Origin of the sequence: Neorhizobium sp. DAR64860/K0K1 (genome assembly GCF_050500205.1) — a bacterium.
Taxonomy (GTDB): Bacteria; Pseudomonadota; Alphaproteobacteria; order Rhizobiales; family Rhizobiaceae; genus Neorhizobium; species Neorhizobium soli.
On the sequence record NZ_CP191458.1, the window covers coordinates 204,319 to 221,489 of the forward strand.

Below are 17,171 nucleotides of genomic sequence, written 5' to 3' on the forward strand. Positions count from 1 at the left end.
TGGTCAGAGATTCACGATGGCCAGATGGTCCAGAACATAATTCCGACCACCACGATGAACGACAGCGGCAGCGCCAGGAACCGCAGCATGCCAGTGCCTGTGTTGTCCCGGCCCAGCCAGGCGAACCACCAGTCCGGGCCTTGATTTCCGCTCTGTGACATCAGCGCCCTTTCACTTGGTTGTGCCGTATCCGGGCGTAGCCGTTTTCTCCGAGGCGTCTTTGCGTTCCTGCTCCGGAGTACGCGTCGTGTCGACGCTTTCCTTGAAGCGCTGGTGCCCATCATTTTCGATCAGCGTTTTGTCGGCGTCCTCGGTAACCGGTGGGTTCTTCACGGTCATTCCTTCCAGTCCTGTCACGACGAGCTCATGAGCCCGTAGATGACGATTGCGATATACAGGCTGAAGGCGCCGAGCACGTATATGCCAAGCACGACGATCACTCCGCGCCCTAACAGTCCCTTCTTCTTTCGGACTTCAGGCGGGTCTCTCATTTTGTCGATACTGGGTTCATCTTCGGGCTTCATCGCATTTCCTTTCATTCAAGGAGGCGAACAGTCCGCGAGCCGCATAGTTCCGGCCGTTTCGAGGCGCAGCGGAATGTGAGGACAATCCGTACGGCATATCCGCCAGTGCCGCCTTCTTTTGAAATTTAAACGCAAAATTTCGGCGAGACGTCGATCTCGCCGAAATCCGGTGTTTACCCTGCGTTTACTGCTGCGGTTCGTGGAACGGACAGCCGTTGAACTTGGCTCTGAAGTCGGCAGAGTGGCGGTAGGTTTCGTTACGTGCCCGGTTGATGCCGCCGAGAGGCTGGTGATCTGCAAGGCCGGTCCAGACGCTGAACCGCATTTGCTCGTCGACTTTCTGCACCTTGGCGTCGCTCCAGCTATCCTGCGGAGCGGCGCTCAAAGTTGCAACGGTCACGAACGGAGCTTCGTCTTCCTTCCATTCTACGGTCGGATCCTCGATCGGTTGCGCTTCGATATCGCGACAAAGCTGGACCTGGAATTCCCACAGGCCTCGCGTTTCCTGCATTTCCGCCTGGACCGTCTCACGGATGGCGTTCTCGCGGACGCTGGCATCGATTTCGGTTCCGGTGCGCTTGGTCAGATCCGGTGAGATCGGCTTCACGCGGAACTTCGCGACGTAGTCACCATAGCGGAACGGCGTGACACTGAAATAGGTCTCGCCGAGCGGATCGACATTCGGCGCGCCGCCGAGCGACTGAATGGTGGGGCTCGTCACGCCGACGGCTTCGAGGCCCTTGTTGACGGTCTGAAGCACGCTGGACATCACGGTCTTTGTGCCTTCCAGCTTGTCCGTGGTCTTGGCAAGGAGCTTGAGGCTGGAGAGAAATTTCTTCGGATCCGGCGTCTGGAAGACCGGGCCGTTGACCATCACGAAGTCCTGGTTATTGCCGTCCGCGCCAGGCAGGCGGGTACCCTCGACGCCGACAACCTTGATCGCCAACCCGCGTGGAAGAGCGACAGCGTCGGGCAAGATGTCGCCGGCGTTTGTGGAAAGACGCATGTAGACCGGATGTTCGCCCGGTTTGGCAAACAGACCTTGCGCGAACTCGGGCGGCAGCCCGTCCTTGACGGTCATTGTACCCTCAAGGATGCCGTGTGCTTTTGCGTGCACGGACCGAACGGCATGGCCGTAATCCTCGGCAGTCTTTTCAAGAATGATGTCGAACTGATCGATCAGACCCGAGATCGTCTCGCGCTCATCAGGTTTGACTGTTTCGAGGTCTGGGGAATAACGGACGGGCGTGGCTGCAATCATCTGGCGCTCCTTCAAAATCGAAAAACGCCAGAATAGTGCTCCTGGTTCCAGCGCAAGCTAATATGCTCGCCGGCTGAGGATGCGGCCCATCGGGGAGCCGCATCCTGGGTAGTTACTCAGGCGCTACGGGCCTGCTGTGGGTGTTTGCCCTCTTCGAATTCCTCGACGATCTTCGCACAGAAAGCCGGCAAATCCTTCGGGGTGCGGCTCGTTACGAGCCCCTTGTCGACAACAACTTCCTTGTCGACCCAGATGCCACCAGCGTTCTCAATGTCCTTGCGAACTGTCGGATACGATGTCACCGTCCGGCCATTCAGGACGTCTGCTTCGACGAGAAGCCACGGTGCGTGACAGATGACGCCCACGGGTTTTGCCTGCTGGAAGAATGCGTGCACGAAGGCGATCGTCGCCTTGTCGGCTCTCAGCTTGTCGGCGCCCACGCATCCGCCCGGAATGACGAGGCCGTCGAACTCGTCAGCCGAGACATCACTGACCGTCTTGTCAACGGTATAGCTGCTCCCGGCGTCGAGGTCGTTGTTGTTCGTCTGGGCCTCGCCGCTTTCAAGGCCGATGACAGTGACCGTGGCACCGGCTGCCTCGACAGCGTCTTTCGGCTGCTTGAACTCGGGCTCTTCAGTGCCGCGCGGAGCGATAAGAATGGCGATTTTTTTGCCTTGAAGGGTCATCGTGTTTCCTCACTTTTCTTGATGTGGAGGAGCGTTAATGACGGTTGGCATGAAAAGTTTCATCCAGCCGAACACTTCGACTTGTCACCTTGCTCTGCCGCCAGTCGAAGTTTCCGGAGGCGCTCGCTTTTTTCCTCCCGACGTCGCCGTTCGTCATCTGCAGTCTCACGCGCAACGGCATTGGTGTGCTCAAAGGCGGCCGCGCGTTCGCCCATGGTCAGCGTTCTCCTGATCCTTGAAACCATCGTATCCATCTCTGTGATTGCTTCCCCAATACATGGGACTCGTTGAGCGCCTCATCAACATATTGCGCCTGTACGGTAGCGGACCGACACGACACGAAGACATGCGGGACATCGCAGATCGCGGAGGAATCCCCATATCAGCAAGGTGAAACCCGGCTCTTTGCTGTTTCCTCAGTCTGGACAGATGGGGAACATCTTTCGATGTCGGTTGTTCTGTCAATGTGCGCCGCTTTCCGCGGGGCAGGAGATTTAGATGCGTAAACGCGTAGCCATTATTGGATCGGGTCCGACAGCCATATTCGCACTGCAGGACCTTGTGAAATGCAGCGCCTCTCTGGATATTGCAATTTTCGAGCGAACCGACGTCGCCGGCAAGGGAACACCCTACCAGCGGGGCATCAACGACCTCGCGATGCTGTCGAATATACCGAGCATCGAGGTTCCGGCTCTGCCGGTGATGCTCCACGACTGGCTGGCACTCCAGTCCGACGAGTACCTGAACGATATTGGTGTTGCTCGCTCGGAAATCACAGACCGTGCATTCTATCCGCGTGTCGTGGTTGGCGATTATTTCAGATCTCAGTTCGACGCGATCATAGACGCATCGCGGGCCTCCAGGCATACGGTCGACGTGTTTGAGAACGCATCCGTCGACGACGTTCAGCCTGTCGGTGATCAGTTCAAATTGTGCCTGAGCCCTGAACATGGCGGCGCAGAGGCGCTGTTCGATTACGTCGTCATTGCGACCGGACATAGCTTTCCGTCCGAACCTGAGACGTCGCCCGGCTTCTTTGAGGCGCCATGGCCCGCGACCGCATTGCAGAGCATCCCGAGCGGCAAGATCGGAATTTTGGGGACTTCGCTGAGTGCGATCGATGCCGTCATGACGGTCGCGACCAAGTTCGGTGAATTCACCAAAAGCAAGGGTGACGAACTTAAGTACTCCGTCAACGCGGACGGCCAGGCTCTTGATATCGTGATGATGTCGCGCAAGGGTCTTCTTCCCGAAGCCGATTTCTATTTTCCGATCCCCTACCTTGAGCCGAAGATCTGCACGCAGCAGGCGGTCGATGACCGCATCGCGCTTGGCAGCAGCGGACTGCTCGATGACATTTTCGAGCTGTTTCGCCAGGAGCTTGCTGTTGCCGATCCGGACTATTCCAAGGTTATCGGTCTAGACGGCTTGACCGTCGACACGTTCGCCGTTGCGTATTACGGGGTTCGCGACAAGGAAGACCCGTTCGAGTGGGCGGCGTCCAACCTTGCCGAAGCCAAGCGGAATTATGCCCAGAAGCACACCGTTCCGTGGCGCTACGCCATTCTCATTACCCATGAGATCATCGAGACGGCGGTCGGCTTTATGAACGCTGACGACCTTGGCCGGTTCAACCGGAACTTCAAGAGCATTTTCGCCGACGACTATGCGACCGTTCCGCACCTGTCGATCGAGCGCCTACTCGCGCTTCATCGGAGCGGTTGTCTTGGTATCGTCGCACTTGGCGATGACTCGGAGATCGTGAAAGAAGGTCTTGAACGGGGCGCTACCGTCGAAATCGGCGGTACCACCATGCGCTTCGATACGTTTATCGACGCCACCGGCCAGAAAACTCTGTCGGCGACCGACCTGCCATTCCCATCCCTCATCGAACGAGGGCTGATATCCGAGGCAAAGACGATGACAGCGGTCGGCAATCACCGCCGTACGGGCGGGATTGACGTGGACGACCAGTGCCGACCGCTGATCGCGGGCGTGCGACCGGTGAGGCGACTGTACGTCCCGGCTGTCTCATATCTTCTCCACAAACGTCCGTTCATTCAGGGCATCACAAGTGCTGCCGAACTCGGACAGATCGTTGCAGCATCCATCATTGCCGAGGTGACAAGACCGGTCCGCAGCCGCCGCGTCAGGTCATCCGCCCGCGCACAGGCGCCGGCTGAGATCGCAGCGTAGGATCTGCGTGCTAGTGAGCGTTGGGCGACTGAAGTGATAATCCCGCCTCTCGAGGCGGGATTTCTTTTTCAATGCCTGCTCACCTCGACCATACGCGGTTCTCGCTGACGGTGTGGGGTTTTTGATTATGCCAACTGAAACCACTCTAGCTAGGCGGCAGCGGAGAGGCACGCTTACAACTTGAGCAATGACGTACTGTGGCATCATAACAGCACGATCGCGCCGACCGGCGTCAGCGTGGCCGGCAATCTCTCGGCTGTGACCCGGACCTGCGGATGACGAGCAGCAGGGCTCCCCTAAGATGCGTGTCGGACGAGAAACCTTCAGGACTGACCGAAGGGGAACGCAACGAAGCCTCTGTCTCATTCCTGAGAGCAGAGGCTTGTCTCTTGAGATGGTAGTAGGCTGGTCGAAGAAAACCAGGTCCTCAAACGCTGAGCTTAATCTCTGCTTCAGCCCGCCGTGGCGTTTCGAATGGCGTCGATGACAGTTGCGAGAACGCTTTGACCTTCGTCGGTAATCTCCGCTCTTTTTCCGTCAATGCGGATGAGGCCGCCGTCCTCGAGTTCTGCCTGGCCCTTCGAGCTTGCGTGATGACCAGCACCATCGTCCAGAACGACTTCCTTTACGGGGTCACCGCTGAGGAGTTGATGATAGGCCGCAAAGACCAGGATGGAACGCGCATCGTCTGAAAGTTTCATAGGGATCTACCGTTTTGCTTGAGGATGAAGGGATGGTGCCCCTTCCAATCACACTGTAGATGTCGGGTCGTCTGCGGGGACCTTGCCATCCGGGGTCAGCTCATCGACCGCGCGAGGAAGATCCTTGCTCAGCCGCGCAAGTATCTCATCTCGCGACAGTCCTGTTTTCGCTGCCAGTTCATCGAGAACTTCGGGTCCGATCGCTTCGGCAAGCTGATCCCCATCGATATCCTCGTTGGATCCGGGCTTCACCCAAGATTCGGCCTTCTGACCATATCCGTTCTGCTGGAAGGTTTTCAGGAGGTCACCCAGACCACCACTCAAGACACCGCCGGACGCAAGTCCTCCCAGAATTCCGCCAAGGCCACCTGCTTCCTTGCCGCCCGTAAGCTTGCCGAGCAGATCCTCAAGACCACTTGTCTGCCGGGGACTGGTCTCCGGAGCGGTGTTCGCTCCAGCCGGTTGGGTCTTGTTCACGCCCCGTAGGAGCTCCGCGATTTTGTCCCTGTTCTGAAATCCTGCAACGGCGAGTACGCCGAGCAGTGCTTTCAATTGACCGCTTGCCATGGTGTTCTCCTCGATTTCGCAGCCATAGCCGGGATGGCGTTAAGGCTTCATGCAAAGCAAACGACCAGTCGGCTGCGAGGTTCCTGCACGGGAACCCGTTGGCCGAACATTTGCTGCGGGGAGAGGGTTCGGGGCGGTTCGGAATAACTCCGAAGGTGAGGTGACACGGCCGCCGATTCGCTGCCGTGGTCCAAAAAAACGAAAACCCCGCCATTGCTGGCGGGGTCAGTCATTTACGCACCGGTGAAGATGTTAGCGGCAAACCCGGCGTGGGCCCGAGTTCGGCTGGTAGGTGTTGTCCGAAGCGCGATACGAGCGGTAACGCGCTGCGCAGCTGCTGCTGCCGTTGCGGTTCTGCGAAGCGATCGCACCACCGATGAGGGCACCTGCAGCCAAGCCGCCGATGATGGCGCCAGTGTTGCTGCGACGACGGTTGTCGTAGCGACGGTCATGGCGGCGGTGGTTGCTGTAACGGTTGCGGCGATCATAGCGGTCACGACGATCGTAGCGATTGTTGTATCGACGCTCGCCACGGGGGACGTAACGGCGGTTGTCGTTGCGGTACTGAACCTGCTGGACGTCAGCCGCCGGTGCAGCCGCGGTAATCGCTGCCTTCGGCATGGCCTGCGCGGGCACGTATCCGGTAAACGCGGTCATGATCGAAATGATTATAATTGCGAGCTTTTTCATCTGTCTCTTTCATTGTTGTAAAACGGAGATAGGGCGAATCTCCCGTATGGGTAGAGCGCTGGTTGAACTTGTGAACGCGTCCACGACACAAGCTTGCGCAAACACCGGCGTCAGAGTTCGACCGCAGCTGGTGGCCCGCGGAAAGCGTCGAGGCGGTCCGGGGACTGGAGCCTCACGGGCGCTCCCGATCGCGCTGACTCGTAGATTGCTTCCATCACAACATGATCCTGCACACCTTCCTCGCCGGGCGTTCGTGGCTTGCGGTCCTCGATGATGCAGGTCGCCATGTGGTCGATCTCGGCCGCGAACTGGTTGTTGAGCGCGATCTCGACCTTCTTCTGCACGGACTTTTCGCCGTCCAGTTCGGTGACAGTCAGGCTCTGGCCGTCGTATTTGTAGGCGTTCGCCATATCCACGCTGGCCTTTTCGAAATTGAGGCGCTGATGCTTGTCGTCTCGCGCGCCATAGCTGGTGAAGCAGTTGGCGATGAAATTGGATGGGAAGCGCAAGGTGAACGAGACCGTTTCCTCGACCTCGGCATAGCGCGGGTCACCTTCGGGGCTGTATTGCGTCGCCATGACTTCGACCGGTTCCTCACCTGTGAGGAAGCGTGCGGTGTTCAGGCAGTAAAGCCCAATGTCAGGCAGTGATCCGCCACCGGCAAGAGCCTTCTTGTGCCGCCATTGCTCGGCACCGTTTTCGGCAACCGTCTGAACGTTGATCGCGGACATGCCGACAAGACGGCCATAGGCTTTGCTGCGGACTTTTTCGGCGAGGTAGAGATTGGCGGCTTCGTACTGGATGCGGTAGGCCACCATCAGCTTGACGTTCTGCTCTTCGCAAACCTTGACCATTTCCTGCCCGTCCGCCGAGCTGATCGACATGGGCTTCTCGCAAAGGACATGCTTTCCTGCCCGCGCTGCCCGTTCGACATATTCGCGATGCATGCTGTTGGGCAGAACGATGTAGACGGCCTTGATGTCCGGATTGGCCTTGATGGCATCGAAACTCTCGTAATCGTAACAGGCATCCTCAGCGATGCCGTATTGCCGGGCGACGGCCGATAGCTTCTCCGGCGTTCCGGACACGAGTGCCACGAGTTTCGATTTTTTCGTTTCGCCAAAGGCGGGAAGTATTTCTTCGAGGCTGAGACGACCGAGAGCTACGACCGCAAAGCCGACCCTATCTTCCGGAGGAAGCGGCGCTGACGGGTTTCCGCTCGGGGTCTCATCGGGCCCGCGCCATTCCGGGAACTTGACCTTGCCGTCCTCGACCATGCCGGTGTCCACCTGCGTCGGTGCGGGGTAGCTCTGAGCGCCGGCAACCGTCGTGGACAACACCACCCCCGTTGCGCCTGCGGCTCCAAGTTTCAGAAGATTGCGTCTGTTGAAAGCGCTTGCCTGATCCATGCCGGTCTCCAAATTGCTCGCCGCCTCACAAACAACGCCGTTTCGCCGATGTTCCTTTGCATTTTGCGTTTGTCGGATGCGGAAGGTGGCTTGGGTATGCGGGTCCGGTGTGAGTATTCGTCGGCGCGTGGATGCCAAGTCGTCGCGGCGCCGACCCTTCTCGCAACTCGCCTCTATTTCCCTTTCGAGAATTGCTGGTTGCACCGAGAAGCCTATATCCCCGTGAGGACCTCATGGAAGGAGCTATGCGTGATCCCGAAAAAAGCACCGCCCGTTACTCTCGTCATCTTCGGCGCCACCGGCGACCTGACGCGTCGCCTGCTCATTCCGGCGATCATCAACCTGACACGCAGCGGCCTGGTCGGAGACGATCTCGCTATCCTCGGCGTCGGGATCGATGAAGGCGACGACGAATTTCTGCGCGGTCGGCTCGATGAGTTCCTCACCCATCTCAGCCCAGACGGCGAAGAGCCGACCCGCAAAGACGACGCCTGGTTCAGTCTGCGATCCCGCATTTCCTATATGAGCGGCGATTTCACCAGGGATGATATCTATCAGGCGATTGAAACGCGGCTTGGATCGTCGGCAAATGCTGCTTTCTACCTCGCCGTCCCGCCCGTTCTGTTCGGACCGATCGTCGAGAAGCTGGCAGTGCATGGCCTGATGCAGGAAACCGAGACATGCTTCCGGCGCGTCGCGATCGAGAAACCCTTCGGGACCGATCTCTCCTCGGCGAAGGCTCTCAATGCCCGTATATTGTCGAATGTCGAGGAAACCCAGGTCTACCGGCTGGATCATTTTCTCGGCAAGGAGACTGTGCAGAACCTGATGACGGCCCGTTTTGCCAACATGATCATCGAGGGCCTGTGGAGCAACACCTATATCGACCATGTTCAGATCACGGCGGCGGAGGTTGTCGATGTCGGTAGTCGCGGCAGGTTCTACGATGCGACAGGTGCGCTTCGCGACATGGTTCCGAACCACCTGTTCCAGTTGCTGGCCATGATCGCGATGGAACCGCCGAACAGTTTCGATGCCGAGGCTATTAGAAACGAGAAGGGCAAGGTGCTGAAAGCGCTGCGTGTCTATTCGGCTGAAGAGGCCGCCGCAAACAGCGTGCGCGGCGCCTATGGTTCGGGCGGTCTCGGCGGCAAGTCGTTGTCAGCCTACCGGGACACCAAGGATGTCGCGCCCGACAGTCGGACCGAAACCTATGTGGCCCTCAAGCTTTATGCCGACACCTGGCGCTGGGCCGGTGTACCGTTCTACTTGAGGACGGGTAAGGCTTTGACCGCCCGCGACACTGAAATCGTCATCACGTTCAACAAGGTCCCATTTGCCCAGTTTCGCGAAACGGACGTGACGCGTCGTCTGCCGCCCAACCGGCTCGTCATCCAGGTTCAGCCGGATGAGGGGATGAGCATGGAAATCTCGATCAAACGCCCCGGCCAATCCGTCGAGACAGTGCCGGTGACACTGGATTTCCGCTATTCCGACAGGTTCGACATCGGCAACACGACGGGCTACGAATCCCTGATCTACGACCTGTTCATCGGCGATCAGGCGCTGTTTCAACGCGCCGACAGCATCGAATCCGGATGGGCTGCCGTCCAGCCTTTCCTGGACGCCTGGGCAGAAGACGGCTCGGTTCCAGAACCCTACGCCCCCGGCAGCATGGGCCCAGCCTCGGCCGATGACCTCATCCGCAAAGACGGTCGTGAGTGGCATGAACTCGGGGTGGTGCTGCATCAGAGGAAGTGAAGCGGTGATTTTGTGTGAAGACCGTCGGTGTCTAGAAGCCCGACTGGTTTTTGTTTTCCACAGGTCTTCGAAATTTTTCGAAGTTATCAAATGCCGTGCGCGATGAACCCATCCTGTTGATACGATGAGTGGCGGGTAGCGGCCGAGGCAGCCACAACGGGACCAATTCCGTTAGTGCTCGCAGTTGAAGGGCAGCTTCTCACGAGACTTACGAGGTAAAACTATTCCGCTTTGGAATGGCCCATCACCAATTTTCATTGGACGTGTCTGTCTCTCCGCGACATCATGATTAAATCTTATACATGCATAAATTTTATGCATATTGGACGTTGTCGTGGTGCTTATCGAAATGCCTCAAAGCCAACAGCCCCTTACCTATCTCGTGCAAGCTGACGAAATGCATGTCCTGCATGTCGAGGAATTCGGGAGCAAAGACGGTGTTCCGGTCGTCATCCTGCATGGAGGGCCAGGTGCCGGCATCTCGCCACAGCAGATCAAGACATTCGATGCCTCTGCGTTCCGCATCATCACTTTCGATCAGCGGGGCGCAGGGAAATCTACCCCTCATGCCGAGCTTACCGGAAACACGACCGATGCGCTGATCGAAGATATTGAGGGTGTCCGCACGGCGCTCGGTATCGAACGGTGGGTGGTCGCCGGCGGTTCCTGGGGCAGCTGCCTGGCACTTGCCTATGGACAGGCGTATCCGCAACGGTGCCTCGGCTTTCGCCTGCACGGAATTTTCCTGGCCGGCCCGGACGATATCGACTGGTGGTTTAACGGTGTCCGCTCGATCTTTCCCGAGGAATGGGAGGAGTTCGCGGACTTCATTCCGGAAAACGAACGGGGTGACCTGCTATCGGCATACCACCGCCGCCTGACGAGCGGAAACCCGCAGGTGGAAGCCGCCGCCGCACTGAGCCTCCGCGGCTTTTCAGCGAAGACGCAGACGTTCCTGCCGGATCCTGCCCATGTCGCCGCCCTAATGGATCCCAAGGCGGCCCTCGCCGTCGCCCGCATCTTCACCCACTACTGCGTCAACGGTGCGTTTCTGAAGCCGGGGCAGCTGCTCGTCGATATCGACCGCATCCGGCATCTTCCCTGCCAGATCGTGCATGGCCGCTACGACACGGTGACGCCGATGCTTTCAGCGTGGCGGCTCCATCGAGCCTGGCCCGAAGCCGGCTTCACCATCGTTACGGAAGCCAACCACCAGTCGACCAAAGGCCCGCTCTTCGACGAGCTCAAGGCCGCATCCGAGAGGCTGTCGCACCAGCTGGCCGACAACCGAGACCTCAATCTGGAGCATAACCATCGATGACGAGAACGATCGACGCATCCGCGATCCTGCCATTCATCGGGATCGGCTCCGTCAAATCGCCGGCGGTATCACCTGATGGGCAGTGGCTTGCATACCTATCGGACGCCACCGGGTTTCACCAGATCTGGATCCGTCCATTTGCGGGAGGGCAGGCACGTCAGCTGACTGAAATGCCGGAACCCATCGGGGCTTTTGCCTTCAACCCGAAGGGACCGCAAATCCTCTTCACAATGGATTGTGGCGGCGATGAGCGTCATCAGCTCTGGCTGCTCACGGACCTGACGGCAGAGCCTGTTGCGCTGACATCCGCCACGACCGTGGTGCATCTTTGGGGAGCCTGGTCGCCTGAGGGAACGCGTATTGCGTATACTTCCAACGCTCGTTCACCCTATGACATGGGCGTCCACGTCACCGACATCGCGAGCCGCGAAACGAAGGTTGTCCATGTCGGCAGTGGCATGCGAGAAGTTCTTGCGTTTATGCCTGACGGACAGTCGCTCCTGCTGCGCGAATCCCTGCGCTCCGGCAACGACCAGGACATTTATCGTCTCGATATCGCCACCGGCTTTCTTGCGCCGCTGATGCCGCATGACGGCAAGGCTCGCTATCTTGCCGCCCGGCTTTTCAAGGATGGCACCGGTGGACTGACAATCAGCGATCAGAACCGCGACTTCATGGCCATCTCTCGTTTTTCGGCCGATGGCGGCGAGATCACGCCGGTGCTGGAGTTCGCGGGGCGCGATATAGAGGCGATGGCATTGTCTCCCGGCCAGGACCGCATCGCTTTAGTGGTCAACGAGGATGGCTGGAGCCGGATCGGTATTGCAGATCGCGATGGTGGCAATCTGATCCGTTTCGACCACCAACCCACCGGCGTCATTACCTCTGTCGCCTTTACGCCTGATGGTCGGTCGCTCGTCTTCCCCCTGGAAAGTGCGTCGAAGCCCTCATCTCTCTGGAAGGTCGACCTCGCGACTGGCCAGTTCGACCAACTGGTGGCGCCGCAGACGAACGGCTTCGATGGCGGCGCCTTTATCGAACCGGTTGTCGAGCGGTTCGAGAGCTTCGATGGCCGCTTGATCCCGGCGTGTGTCTACGTTCCGGCGTCGCCGCCTCCGTTGCTGGGATACCCCGTGCTGTTCATCGTGCATGGCGGCCCGGAGATGCAGTGGCGTCCAGATTTTCGCGCTGACGTCCAGTTCTTGCTGAGCCAGGGCGTCATGGTCGTTGCCCCAAACATTCGCGGCAGCACCGGTTATGGCCGCATCTTCCATCAACTCGACGATCGCGAAAACCGGATGGATACCGTGTCCGACCTGCGGGCGATCAGGCTGGCGATCGGCGCCCGCGAGGACGTCGATGACGATCGCATCGGCGTGTTCGGCCGCTCCTATGGCGGGTTCATGGTGCTTTCGGCGTTGACGGAAGATCCGGACCTCTGGTCGCTCGGCGTGGATTTTTACGGCGTCGGCAACTTCCTCACCCATCTGCGCGCAACCGGCCCCTGGGGACGGCAGCAGCGGGTTGCCGAGTATGGCGATCCGACTGTGATGCGCGAAACACTGGAGCGGTTCTCACCGATCAACCGCATCGACCGCATGAAGGCACCCTTGCTGATCGTCCATGCCAACCGCGATCCGCGCGTGCCGATGGGCCAGAGCGAGGACGTCTATTCCTGCCTCAGCGGCATCGGACATGACTGCGACTATCTGCGGATTGACCATGAGGGTCATGGTTTCGCCCGGCTGGACAACCGCCGCACCGTGTTTTCCGCGTTTGCCCGTTTCCTACAAAAACACCTTTAACAGCAGCCTTCTTGGAGAGTTTTGATATGCAGAACAGCGAGCCGATCTGGGATCTCGTCGACGAACACAAGGCGGAATTCGAAGCGCTCAGCGACCGCGTCTGGGGCATGCCGGAGATCGCCTATACCGAATATGCATCTGTTGCCGAGCATGCCGACATGCTGCGCCAGCAGGGATTTCGAGTAACCGAGAATGTCGCTGGCATTCCGACGGCCGTGATGGGAGAAGCGGGGGAGGGTGGGCCGATCATCGCCATCCTCGGCGAATACGACGCACTGCCGGGCCTCAGCCAGGAAGCAGGCATTGCCGAGCCGAAACCCCTGCCGGGTAACGGCCACGGCCATGGCTGCGGTCACAATCTCCTCGGTTCTGCCGCCATGCTGGCCGCGACTGCTATCAAGGACTGGCTGGAGAAATCCGGCACGCCGGGCCGTGTGCGTTATTACGGCTGCCCGGCTGAAGAAGGTGGTGCCGCAAAGTCCTTCATGGCACGCGAAGGCGCTTTCGATGGCGTCGACGCGGCGATCACCTGGCACCCGAGTGCCTTCACCGAAGTCGCCCGCGCGCAGTCGCTTGCCAATACGCGCATGGATTTCCGCTTTACCGGCCGCGCCTCACACGCCGCCGCAGCACCTCACCTCGGCCGCTCGGCACTCGATGCCGTCGAACTGATGAATGTCGGCGTCAACTATCTGCGCGAACACGTGCCGGAATCCAGCCGTATCCACTATGCCATGCTCGATTCCGGCGGCATCGCGCCGAACGTTGTGCAGGCCAAGTCAGCCGTGCGTTATGCCATCCGCTCGCGTGATCTGAAGGGCATGCTCGACCTCAACGAACGCGTCAAGCGCGTGGCACATGGTGCGGCGATGATGACCGACACGACAGTCGAAATTTCCATCATGAGCGCGGTCTCCAATCTGCTTGGCAACCGGCCGCTGGAAGAGGCGATGCAGCGCATTCTCGAACGGCTTGGCCCTGTGCCGTTCGACGCCGCCGACAAGGCGTTTGCCGCTCAAATCCAGGCGACGTTGAGCGATGAGGATATCGACAACGCCTATCTGCGCACCGGCCTGCCGCGCCGCGAGGAAACGCCGCTATGTGATTTCATCGTGCCGCTCGATGTCCATGGCGAGCCGATGATCGGTTCTACCGACGTTGGTGATGTCAGCTGGATCATGCCGACAGTCCAGGCCCATACGGCGACGATTGCCATCGGCACGCCGGGTCATTCCTGGCAGGTGACGGCGCAGGGCAAGACGCCGGCCGCGCACAAGGGCATGACTCATGCTGCCAAGATGATGGCCGGGACGGCGATCGAACTTCTGGAGGACGCGGAATTGCTGGCCGCCGCCAAGGCCGATCATCAAGCTCGCCTCGGCAAGACGGCGTATGTCTGCCCGATCCCGGAAGACGTCAATCCGCCTCTTCAGCCACGCCCGAAAGAGGCTGCCTGAGATCCAACTGCCGGGGGCGGAAAAGCCCTCGGCCTGAAATCAGCGTTCAAGATTCGAAAAACAAGGGGAACTGAAAGCATGATGACGAAACACTTTGCCAAGCATAAGCGGGCGATTGCCGCCGCCACTGCCGCCGCATTGCTCACCTCGATTGCTCTGCCTGCCCACGCTGCGACGCCGGCTTCGGCACTTGTTATGGCTTGGAATGTCGATGCGATCAGCACGTTCGATCCGGCTCAGGTCGGCGAGGTCGTCACCAACGAGCTCCTGCAGAACACGTGCGACTCGCTTGTCGACTTCGATCCCAAGGATGAATCCAAGGTCGTGCCGCTGCTTGCGAAAAGCTGGGACGTGTCTGAGGATCGCAAGCAGATCACCTTCCACCTCAATGAAGGCATGAAGTTCCCGAGCGGCGAAGCCGCTACCGCCAAGGAGCTCGCCTGGTCGATGCAACGCGTGGTGATGCTGGGTTACGGCAACGCCGCGACGCTGACCGAATACGGTTTCACCAAGGACACGGTGAAAGACCGGATCGTTGCCAAGGATGACAACACGCTGGTCCTGACGCTCGATAACCCCTATCCGACAAACCTCATCCTCCAGGCAATCGGCGCAAACCGCGTTTCGGCGCTGCTGGATCAGGCGACGCTCACCAAGAACGAAGTCAACGGCGATTTCGGCAACAAGTATCTTGCCACCAACACCGCCTGCGTCGGGCCTTACAAACTCGTGCAATGGAATGCCGGTGAATCCATCGTACTCCAGGCCAACGACGATTATTACGGCAAGGCGGCCAAGCTCAAGCGCGTGCTCATTCGCCACGTCGCCGAGCCGGGCACCCAGCGCCTGCTTCTCCAGAAGGGTGACGTCGATATCGCCCGCGACCTGTCGCCGGACGATCTGGCCGATCTCGACGGCAAGTCCGGCCTGAAGGTCGAACGTGTCCTGAAGCCGCAGCTGTTCTTCTGGACCTTCAACGCGCTCGATCCGCTTTTCAAAGACGAGAAGGTGCGCCTCGCGATGCGGTACCTGATCGATTATGACGGCCTTGGCAAGTCGGTGATGAAATATCTCGGTGTGCCGCGCGCAAGCTTTGCCCAGCTCGGTGCCACCGGTGCACTCGATGCCGAACAAGGCCAGCCCTTCAAGCTCGATATCGAAAAGGCCAAGGCGCTTCTGACTGAAGCCGGCTATCCCAATGGCTTCGAGGCGAACGTGCTGATCGGCACACTGCCGCACTCGGCGCCGATCGCGCAGAGCATCCAACAGAACGCCTCCAAGGTCGGGGTTAAACTGAACCTTGAGCGCATGGCCAATTCCCAGTTGTTTGCCCGTATTCGTGGCCGCGAATTCCAGACCGGAATGCTCGCCTGGCAGACCAGTGTACCGGATGCGCACGGCAACGCCTCGCGCCTGATCTACAATCCGGACAACCGCCCGGAAGCCAAGCTGACGCAGATTCCGGCCTGGCGCTCGGCCTACCAGAACGAAGACTTCAACAAGCGGATCAAGGAGGCGCTTCTCGAAGGCGATCCGGAAAAGCGCAACCAGATCTACTACCAGCTGCAGAAGGACACGATGCAGCAGGGGCCTTCGGCGATCATGTTCCAGATGTATAACATCCTCGGCATGAGCGATAAGGTTCAGAACTGGACCTGGAACGGTTTCCGCGTCTACTACGATATGGCCTCCAAGTAAGGCGGGCCACCATGGCGGACATCCCCCACTCGGTTCCCCGCAGCGATGCGGGGAACGGTACGAAGCCAAATCCGGTCCTCGTCGTGTTGAGTATTCTCGGCAAGACGCTGCTGCCGGTCTTCGTTACCCTTTTCGGCCTCGCGGCTCTGACATTTTTCATCGGCAGAATGCTGCCGATCGATCCGGTTGCCTCCATCCTCGGGGATAATGCCACGCAGGAGGCCTATGAAAAGATGTCGGCGGCGCTCGGCATGGACAAACCGCTCTGGTACCAGTTCGGTGTCTATCTCAAGGGCATCGTCGTCCTCGACTTCGGCGATGCGCTGACGACGGGCAAACCCGTGATCAACGACATCGCCCGCGTCTTCCCGGCAACGATCGAGCTTGCCACGCTGTCGATCATCCTCGGGACAGGCCTCGGGATTCCGGCTGGTGTCCTGTCTGCCATGTACCGTAATTCCTGGCTCGACAACGTCATCCGCTTCACGGGACTGATCGGTTATTCGGCACCGAATTTCTGGCTCGGCCTTATGGGATTGGTGCTGTTTTACGCGACGCTCGGCTGGATCGGCGGGCCCGGTCGTATCGATTTCATCTACGAATTCGATATCGAGCCGATCACGGGCTTCTACCTGATCGACACGGCGCTCGTCGGCAATTGGGAAGTGTTTCGCAACGTCTTCGGCCACATCATCCTGCCGGCTTCGATCCTCGGCTTCGGCGCGCTCGCCTATATCAGCCGCATGACGCGCAGTTTCATGATCGAGCAGCTCAGCCAGGAATATATCGTCACCGCGCGTGTCAAAGGCCTGTCCTGGGCGAGAACCGTCTGGATCCACGCCTTCCGCAATGTCGCGGTTCAGGTGATGACTGTTGTTGCGCTCTCCTACGCCTTTCTGCTCGAGGGTGCGGTGCTGACGGAAACGGTGTTCGCCTGGCCGGGCTTCGGCCGTTACCTCACCAACGCACTTCTCGTCGGTGATATGAATGCCGTGGTTGGCTGCTCGCTTCTCGTCGGTGTCATCTTCGTGACGCTCAACCTGATCTGCGATCTTCTTTATCGCGTCTTCGACCCCAGAACCCGCTGAGGCCGCC

At 59.2% G+C, this 17,171-nt stretch carries 16 protein-coding genes; 7 read left to right on the forward strand and 9 right to left on the reverse strand.

Annotated elements, in window-relative coordinates:
- Window positions 1-11 precede the first annotated feature (11 nt).
- From ACQY1J_RS00900 to ACQY1J_RS00920, 5 genes are all read right to left on the reverse strand, one after another.
- Window positions 12-161, reverse strand: a complete 150-nt coding sequence (locus tag ACQY1J_RS00900) for a hypothetical protein (protein WP_156461777.1) — start codon at window positions 159-161, stop codon at window positions 12-14.
- A gap of 10 nt (window positions 162-171) precedes the next feature.
- Window positions 172-339 (reverse strand): hypothetical protein, encoded by a 168-nt coding sequence (locus ACQY1J_RS00905; protein WP_156461776.1) that lies wholly within the window; start codon window positions 337-339, stop codon window positions 172-174.
- Window positions 340-353: 14 nt separating this feature from the next.
- Window positions 354-524 carry a hypothetical protein gene (locus tag ACQY1J_RS00910; RefSeq protein WP_156461775.1) on the reverse strand — a complete coding sequence of 57 codons (171 nt, stop codon included), beginning with the start codon at window positions 522-524 and terminating at the stop codon, window positions 354-356.
- A gap of 184 nt (window positions 525-708) precedes the next feature.
- Complete coding sequence (locus ACQY1J_RS00915) at window positions 709-1,785, reverse strand: catalase family protein (RefSeq protein WP_430249734.1); 1,077 nt, start codon at window positions 1,783-1,785, stop codon at window positions 709-711.
- Window positions 1,786-1,901: 116 nt separating this feature from the next.
- Window positions 1,902-2,471, reverse strand: a complete 570-nt coding sequence (locus ACQY1J_RS00920; RefSeq protein ID WP_062459496.1) for a type 1 glutamine amidotransferase domain-containing protein — start codon at window positions 2,469-2,471, stop codon at window positions 1,902-1,904.
- A 498-nt stretch (window positions 2,472-2,969) separates the two neighbouring features.
- Here ACQY1J_RS00920 and ACQY1J_RS00925 point away from each other — a divergent pair, with 498 nt between their 5' ends.
- Window positions 2,970-4,667, forward strand: a complete 1,698-nt coding sequence (locus ACQY1J_RS00925; RefSeq protein ID WP_430249735.1) for an FAD/NAD(P)-binding protein — start codon at window positions 2,970-2,972, stop codon at window positions 4,665-4,667.
- Between the two features lie 452 nt (window positions 4,668-5,119).
- On the opposite strand, the gene ACQY1J_RS00930 is transcribed toward ACQY1J_RS00925, so the two are convergent.
- The 4 genes from ACQY1J_RS00930 to ACQY1J_RS00945 form a co-directional block, all read right to left on the reverse strand.
- Window positions 5,120-5,368, reverse strand: a complete 249-nt coding sequence (locus ACQY1J_RS00930) for a hypothetical protein (RefSeq protein ID WP_062459499.1) — start codon at window positions 5,366-5,368, stop codon at window positions 5,120-5,122.
- A 48-nt stretch (window positions 5,369-5,416) separates the two neighbouring features.
- Complete coding sequence (locus tag ACQY1J_RS00935; protein WP_113166086.1) at window positions 5,417-5,935, reverse strand: YidB family protein; 519 nt, start codon at window positions 5,933-5,935, stop codon at window positions 5,417-5,419.
- Between the two features lie 252 nt (window positions 5,936-6,187).
- The gene (locus ACQY1J_RS00940; protein ID WP_062578142.1) at window positions 6,188-6,625 is read right to left on the reverse strand and encodes a BA14K family protein; all 438 of its coding nucleotides are present in this window, start codon (window positions 6,623-6,625) and stop codon (window positions 6,188-6,190) included.
- Window positions 6,626-6,735: 110 nt separating this feature from the next.
- Complete coding sequence (locus tag ACQY1J_RS00945; protein WP_430249737.1) at window positions 6,736-8,034, reverse strand: Gfo/Idh/MocA family protein; 1,299 nt, start codon at window positions 8,032-8,034, stop codon at window positions 6,736-6,738.
- 249 nt (window positions 8,035-8,283) lie between these two features.
- Between ACQY1J_RS00945 and zwf the strand changes: the two genes are divergently transcribed.
- From zwf to ACQY1J_RS00975, 6 genes are all read left to right on the forward strand, one after another.
- A complete protein-coding gene (zwf, locus tag ACQY1J_RS00950; protein WP_430249738.1) occupies window positions 8,284-9,795 on the forward strand; it encodes a glucose-6-phosphate dehydrogenase in 1,512 nt (503 codons plus the stop codon).
- A 349-nt stretch (window positions 9,796-10,144) separates the two neighbouring features.
- Window positions 10,145-11,116, forward strand: coding sequence for a prolyl aminopeptidase (pip, locus tag ACQY1J_RS00955; protein ID WP_062578434.1), 972 nt, complete (start codon window positions 10,145-10,147; stop codon window positions 11,114-11,116).
- Window positions 11,113-12,921: a S9 family peptidase gene (locus tag ACQY1J_RS00960; protein WP_430249739.1), complete on the forward strand. Its 1,809-nt coding sequence runs from the start codon at window positions 11,113-11,115 to the stop codon at window positions 12,919-12,921. Before pip ends, ACQY1J_RS00960 begins: the two co-directional genes overlap by 4 nt.
- A 26-nt stretch (window positions 12,922-12,947) precedes the next feature.
- Window positions 12,948-14,378 (forward strand): M20 family metallopeptidase, encoded by a 1,431-nt coding sequence (locus ACQY1J_RS00965; protein ID WP_430249740.1) that lies wholly within the window; start codon window positions 12,948-12,950, stop codon window positions 14,376-14,378.
- Between the two features lie 81 nt (window positions 14,379-14,459).
- Window positions 14,460-16,076 (forward strand): ABC transporter substrate-binding protein, encoded by a 1,617-nt coding sequence (locus tag ACQY1J_RS00970; protein WP_430249990.1) that lies wholly within the window; start codon window positions 14,460-14,462, stop codon window positions 16,074-16,076.
- Window positions 16,077-16,087: 11 nt separating this feature from the next.
- Window positions 16,088-17,164 carry an ABC transporter permease gene (locus ACQY1J_RS00975; RefSeq protein ID WP_430249741.1) on the forward strand — a complete coding sequence of 359 codons (1,077 nt, stop codon included), beginning with the start codon at window positions 16,088-16,090 and terminating at the stop codon, window positions 17,162-17,164.
- The last annotated feature ends 7 nt before the right edge of the window (window positions 17,165-17,171 follow it).

What these genes read in the sequence shown, in the direction of transcription:
- ACQY1J_RS00945 (WP_430249737.1), bottom strand. Translation starts at nt 8,034, where the DNA reads ATGGATCAGGCAAGCGCTTTCAACAGACGCAATCTTCTGAAACTTGGA.
- ACQY1J_RS00965 (WP_430249740.1), top strand. Translation starts at nt 12,948, where the DNA reads ATGCAGAACAGCGAGCCGATCTGGGATCTCGTCGACGAACACAAGGCG.
- ACQY1J_RS00975 (WP_430249741.1), top strand. Translation starts at nt 16,088, where the DNA reads ATGGCGGACATCCCCCACTCGGTTCCCCGCAGCGATGCGGGGAACGGT.
- ACQY1J_RS00925 (WP_430249735.1), top strand. Translation starts at nt 2,970, where the DNA reads ATGCGTAAACGCGTAGCCATTATTGGATCGGGTCCGACAGCCATATTC.
- ACQY1J_RS00905 (WP_156461776.1), bottom strand. Translation starts at nt 339, where the DNA reads ATGACCGTGAAGAACCCACCGGTTACCGAGGACGCCGACAAAACGCTG.
- ACQY1J_RS00915 (WP_430249734.1), bottom strand. Translation starts at nt 1,785, where the DNA reads ATGATTGCAGCCACGCCCGTCCGTTATTCCCCAGACCTCGAAACAGTC.
- ACQY1J_RS00935 (WP_113166086.1), bottom strand. Translation starts at nt 5,935, where the DNA reads ATGGCAAGCGGTCAATTGAAAGCACTGCTCGGCGTACTCGCCGTTGCA.
- pip (WP_062578434.1), top strand. Translation starts at nt 10,145, where the DNA reads ATGCCTCAAAGCCAACAGCCCCTTACCTATCTCGTGCAAGCTGACGAA.
- ACQY1J_RS00900 (WP_156461777.1), bottom strand. Translation starts at nt 161, where the DNA reads ATGTCACAGAGCGGAAATCAAGGCCCGGACTGGTGGTTCGCCTGGCTG.
- ACQY1J_RS00930 (WP_062459499.1), bottom strand. Translation starts at nt 5,368, where the DNA reads ATGAAACTTTCAGACGATGCGCGTTCCATCCTGGTCTTTGCGGCCTAT.
- ACQY1J_RS00920 (WP_062459496.1), bottom strand. Translation starts at nt 2,471, where the DNA reads ATGACCCTTCAAGGCAAAAAAATCGCCATTCTTATCGCTCCGCGCGGC.
- ACQY1J_RS00960 (WP_430249739.1), top strand. Translation starts at nt 11,113, where the DNA reads ATGACGAGAACGATCGACGCATCCGCGATCCTGCCATTCATCGGGATC.
- ACQY1J_RS00910 (WP_156461775.1), bottom strand. Translation starts at nt 524, where the DNA reads ATGAAGCCCGAAGATGAACCCAGTATCGACAAAATGAGAGACCCGCCT.
- ACQY1J_RS00970 (WP_430249990.1), top strand. Translation starts at nt 14,460, where the DNA reads ATGACGAAACACTTTGCCAAGCATAAGCGGGCGATTGCCGCCGCCACT.
- ACQY1J_RS00940 (WP_062578142.1), bottom strand. Translation starts at nt 6,625, where the DNA reads ATGAAAAAGCTCGCAATTATAATCATTTCGATCATGACCGCGTTTACC.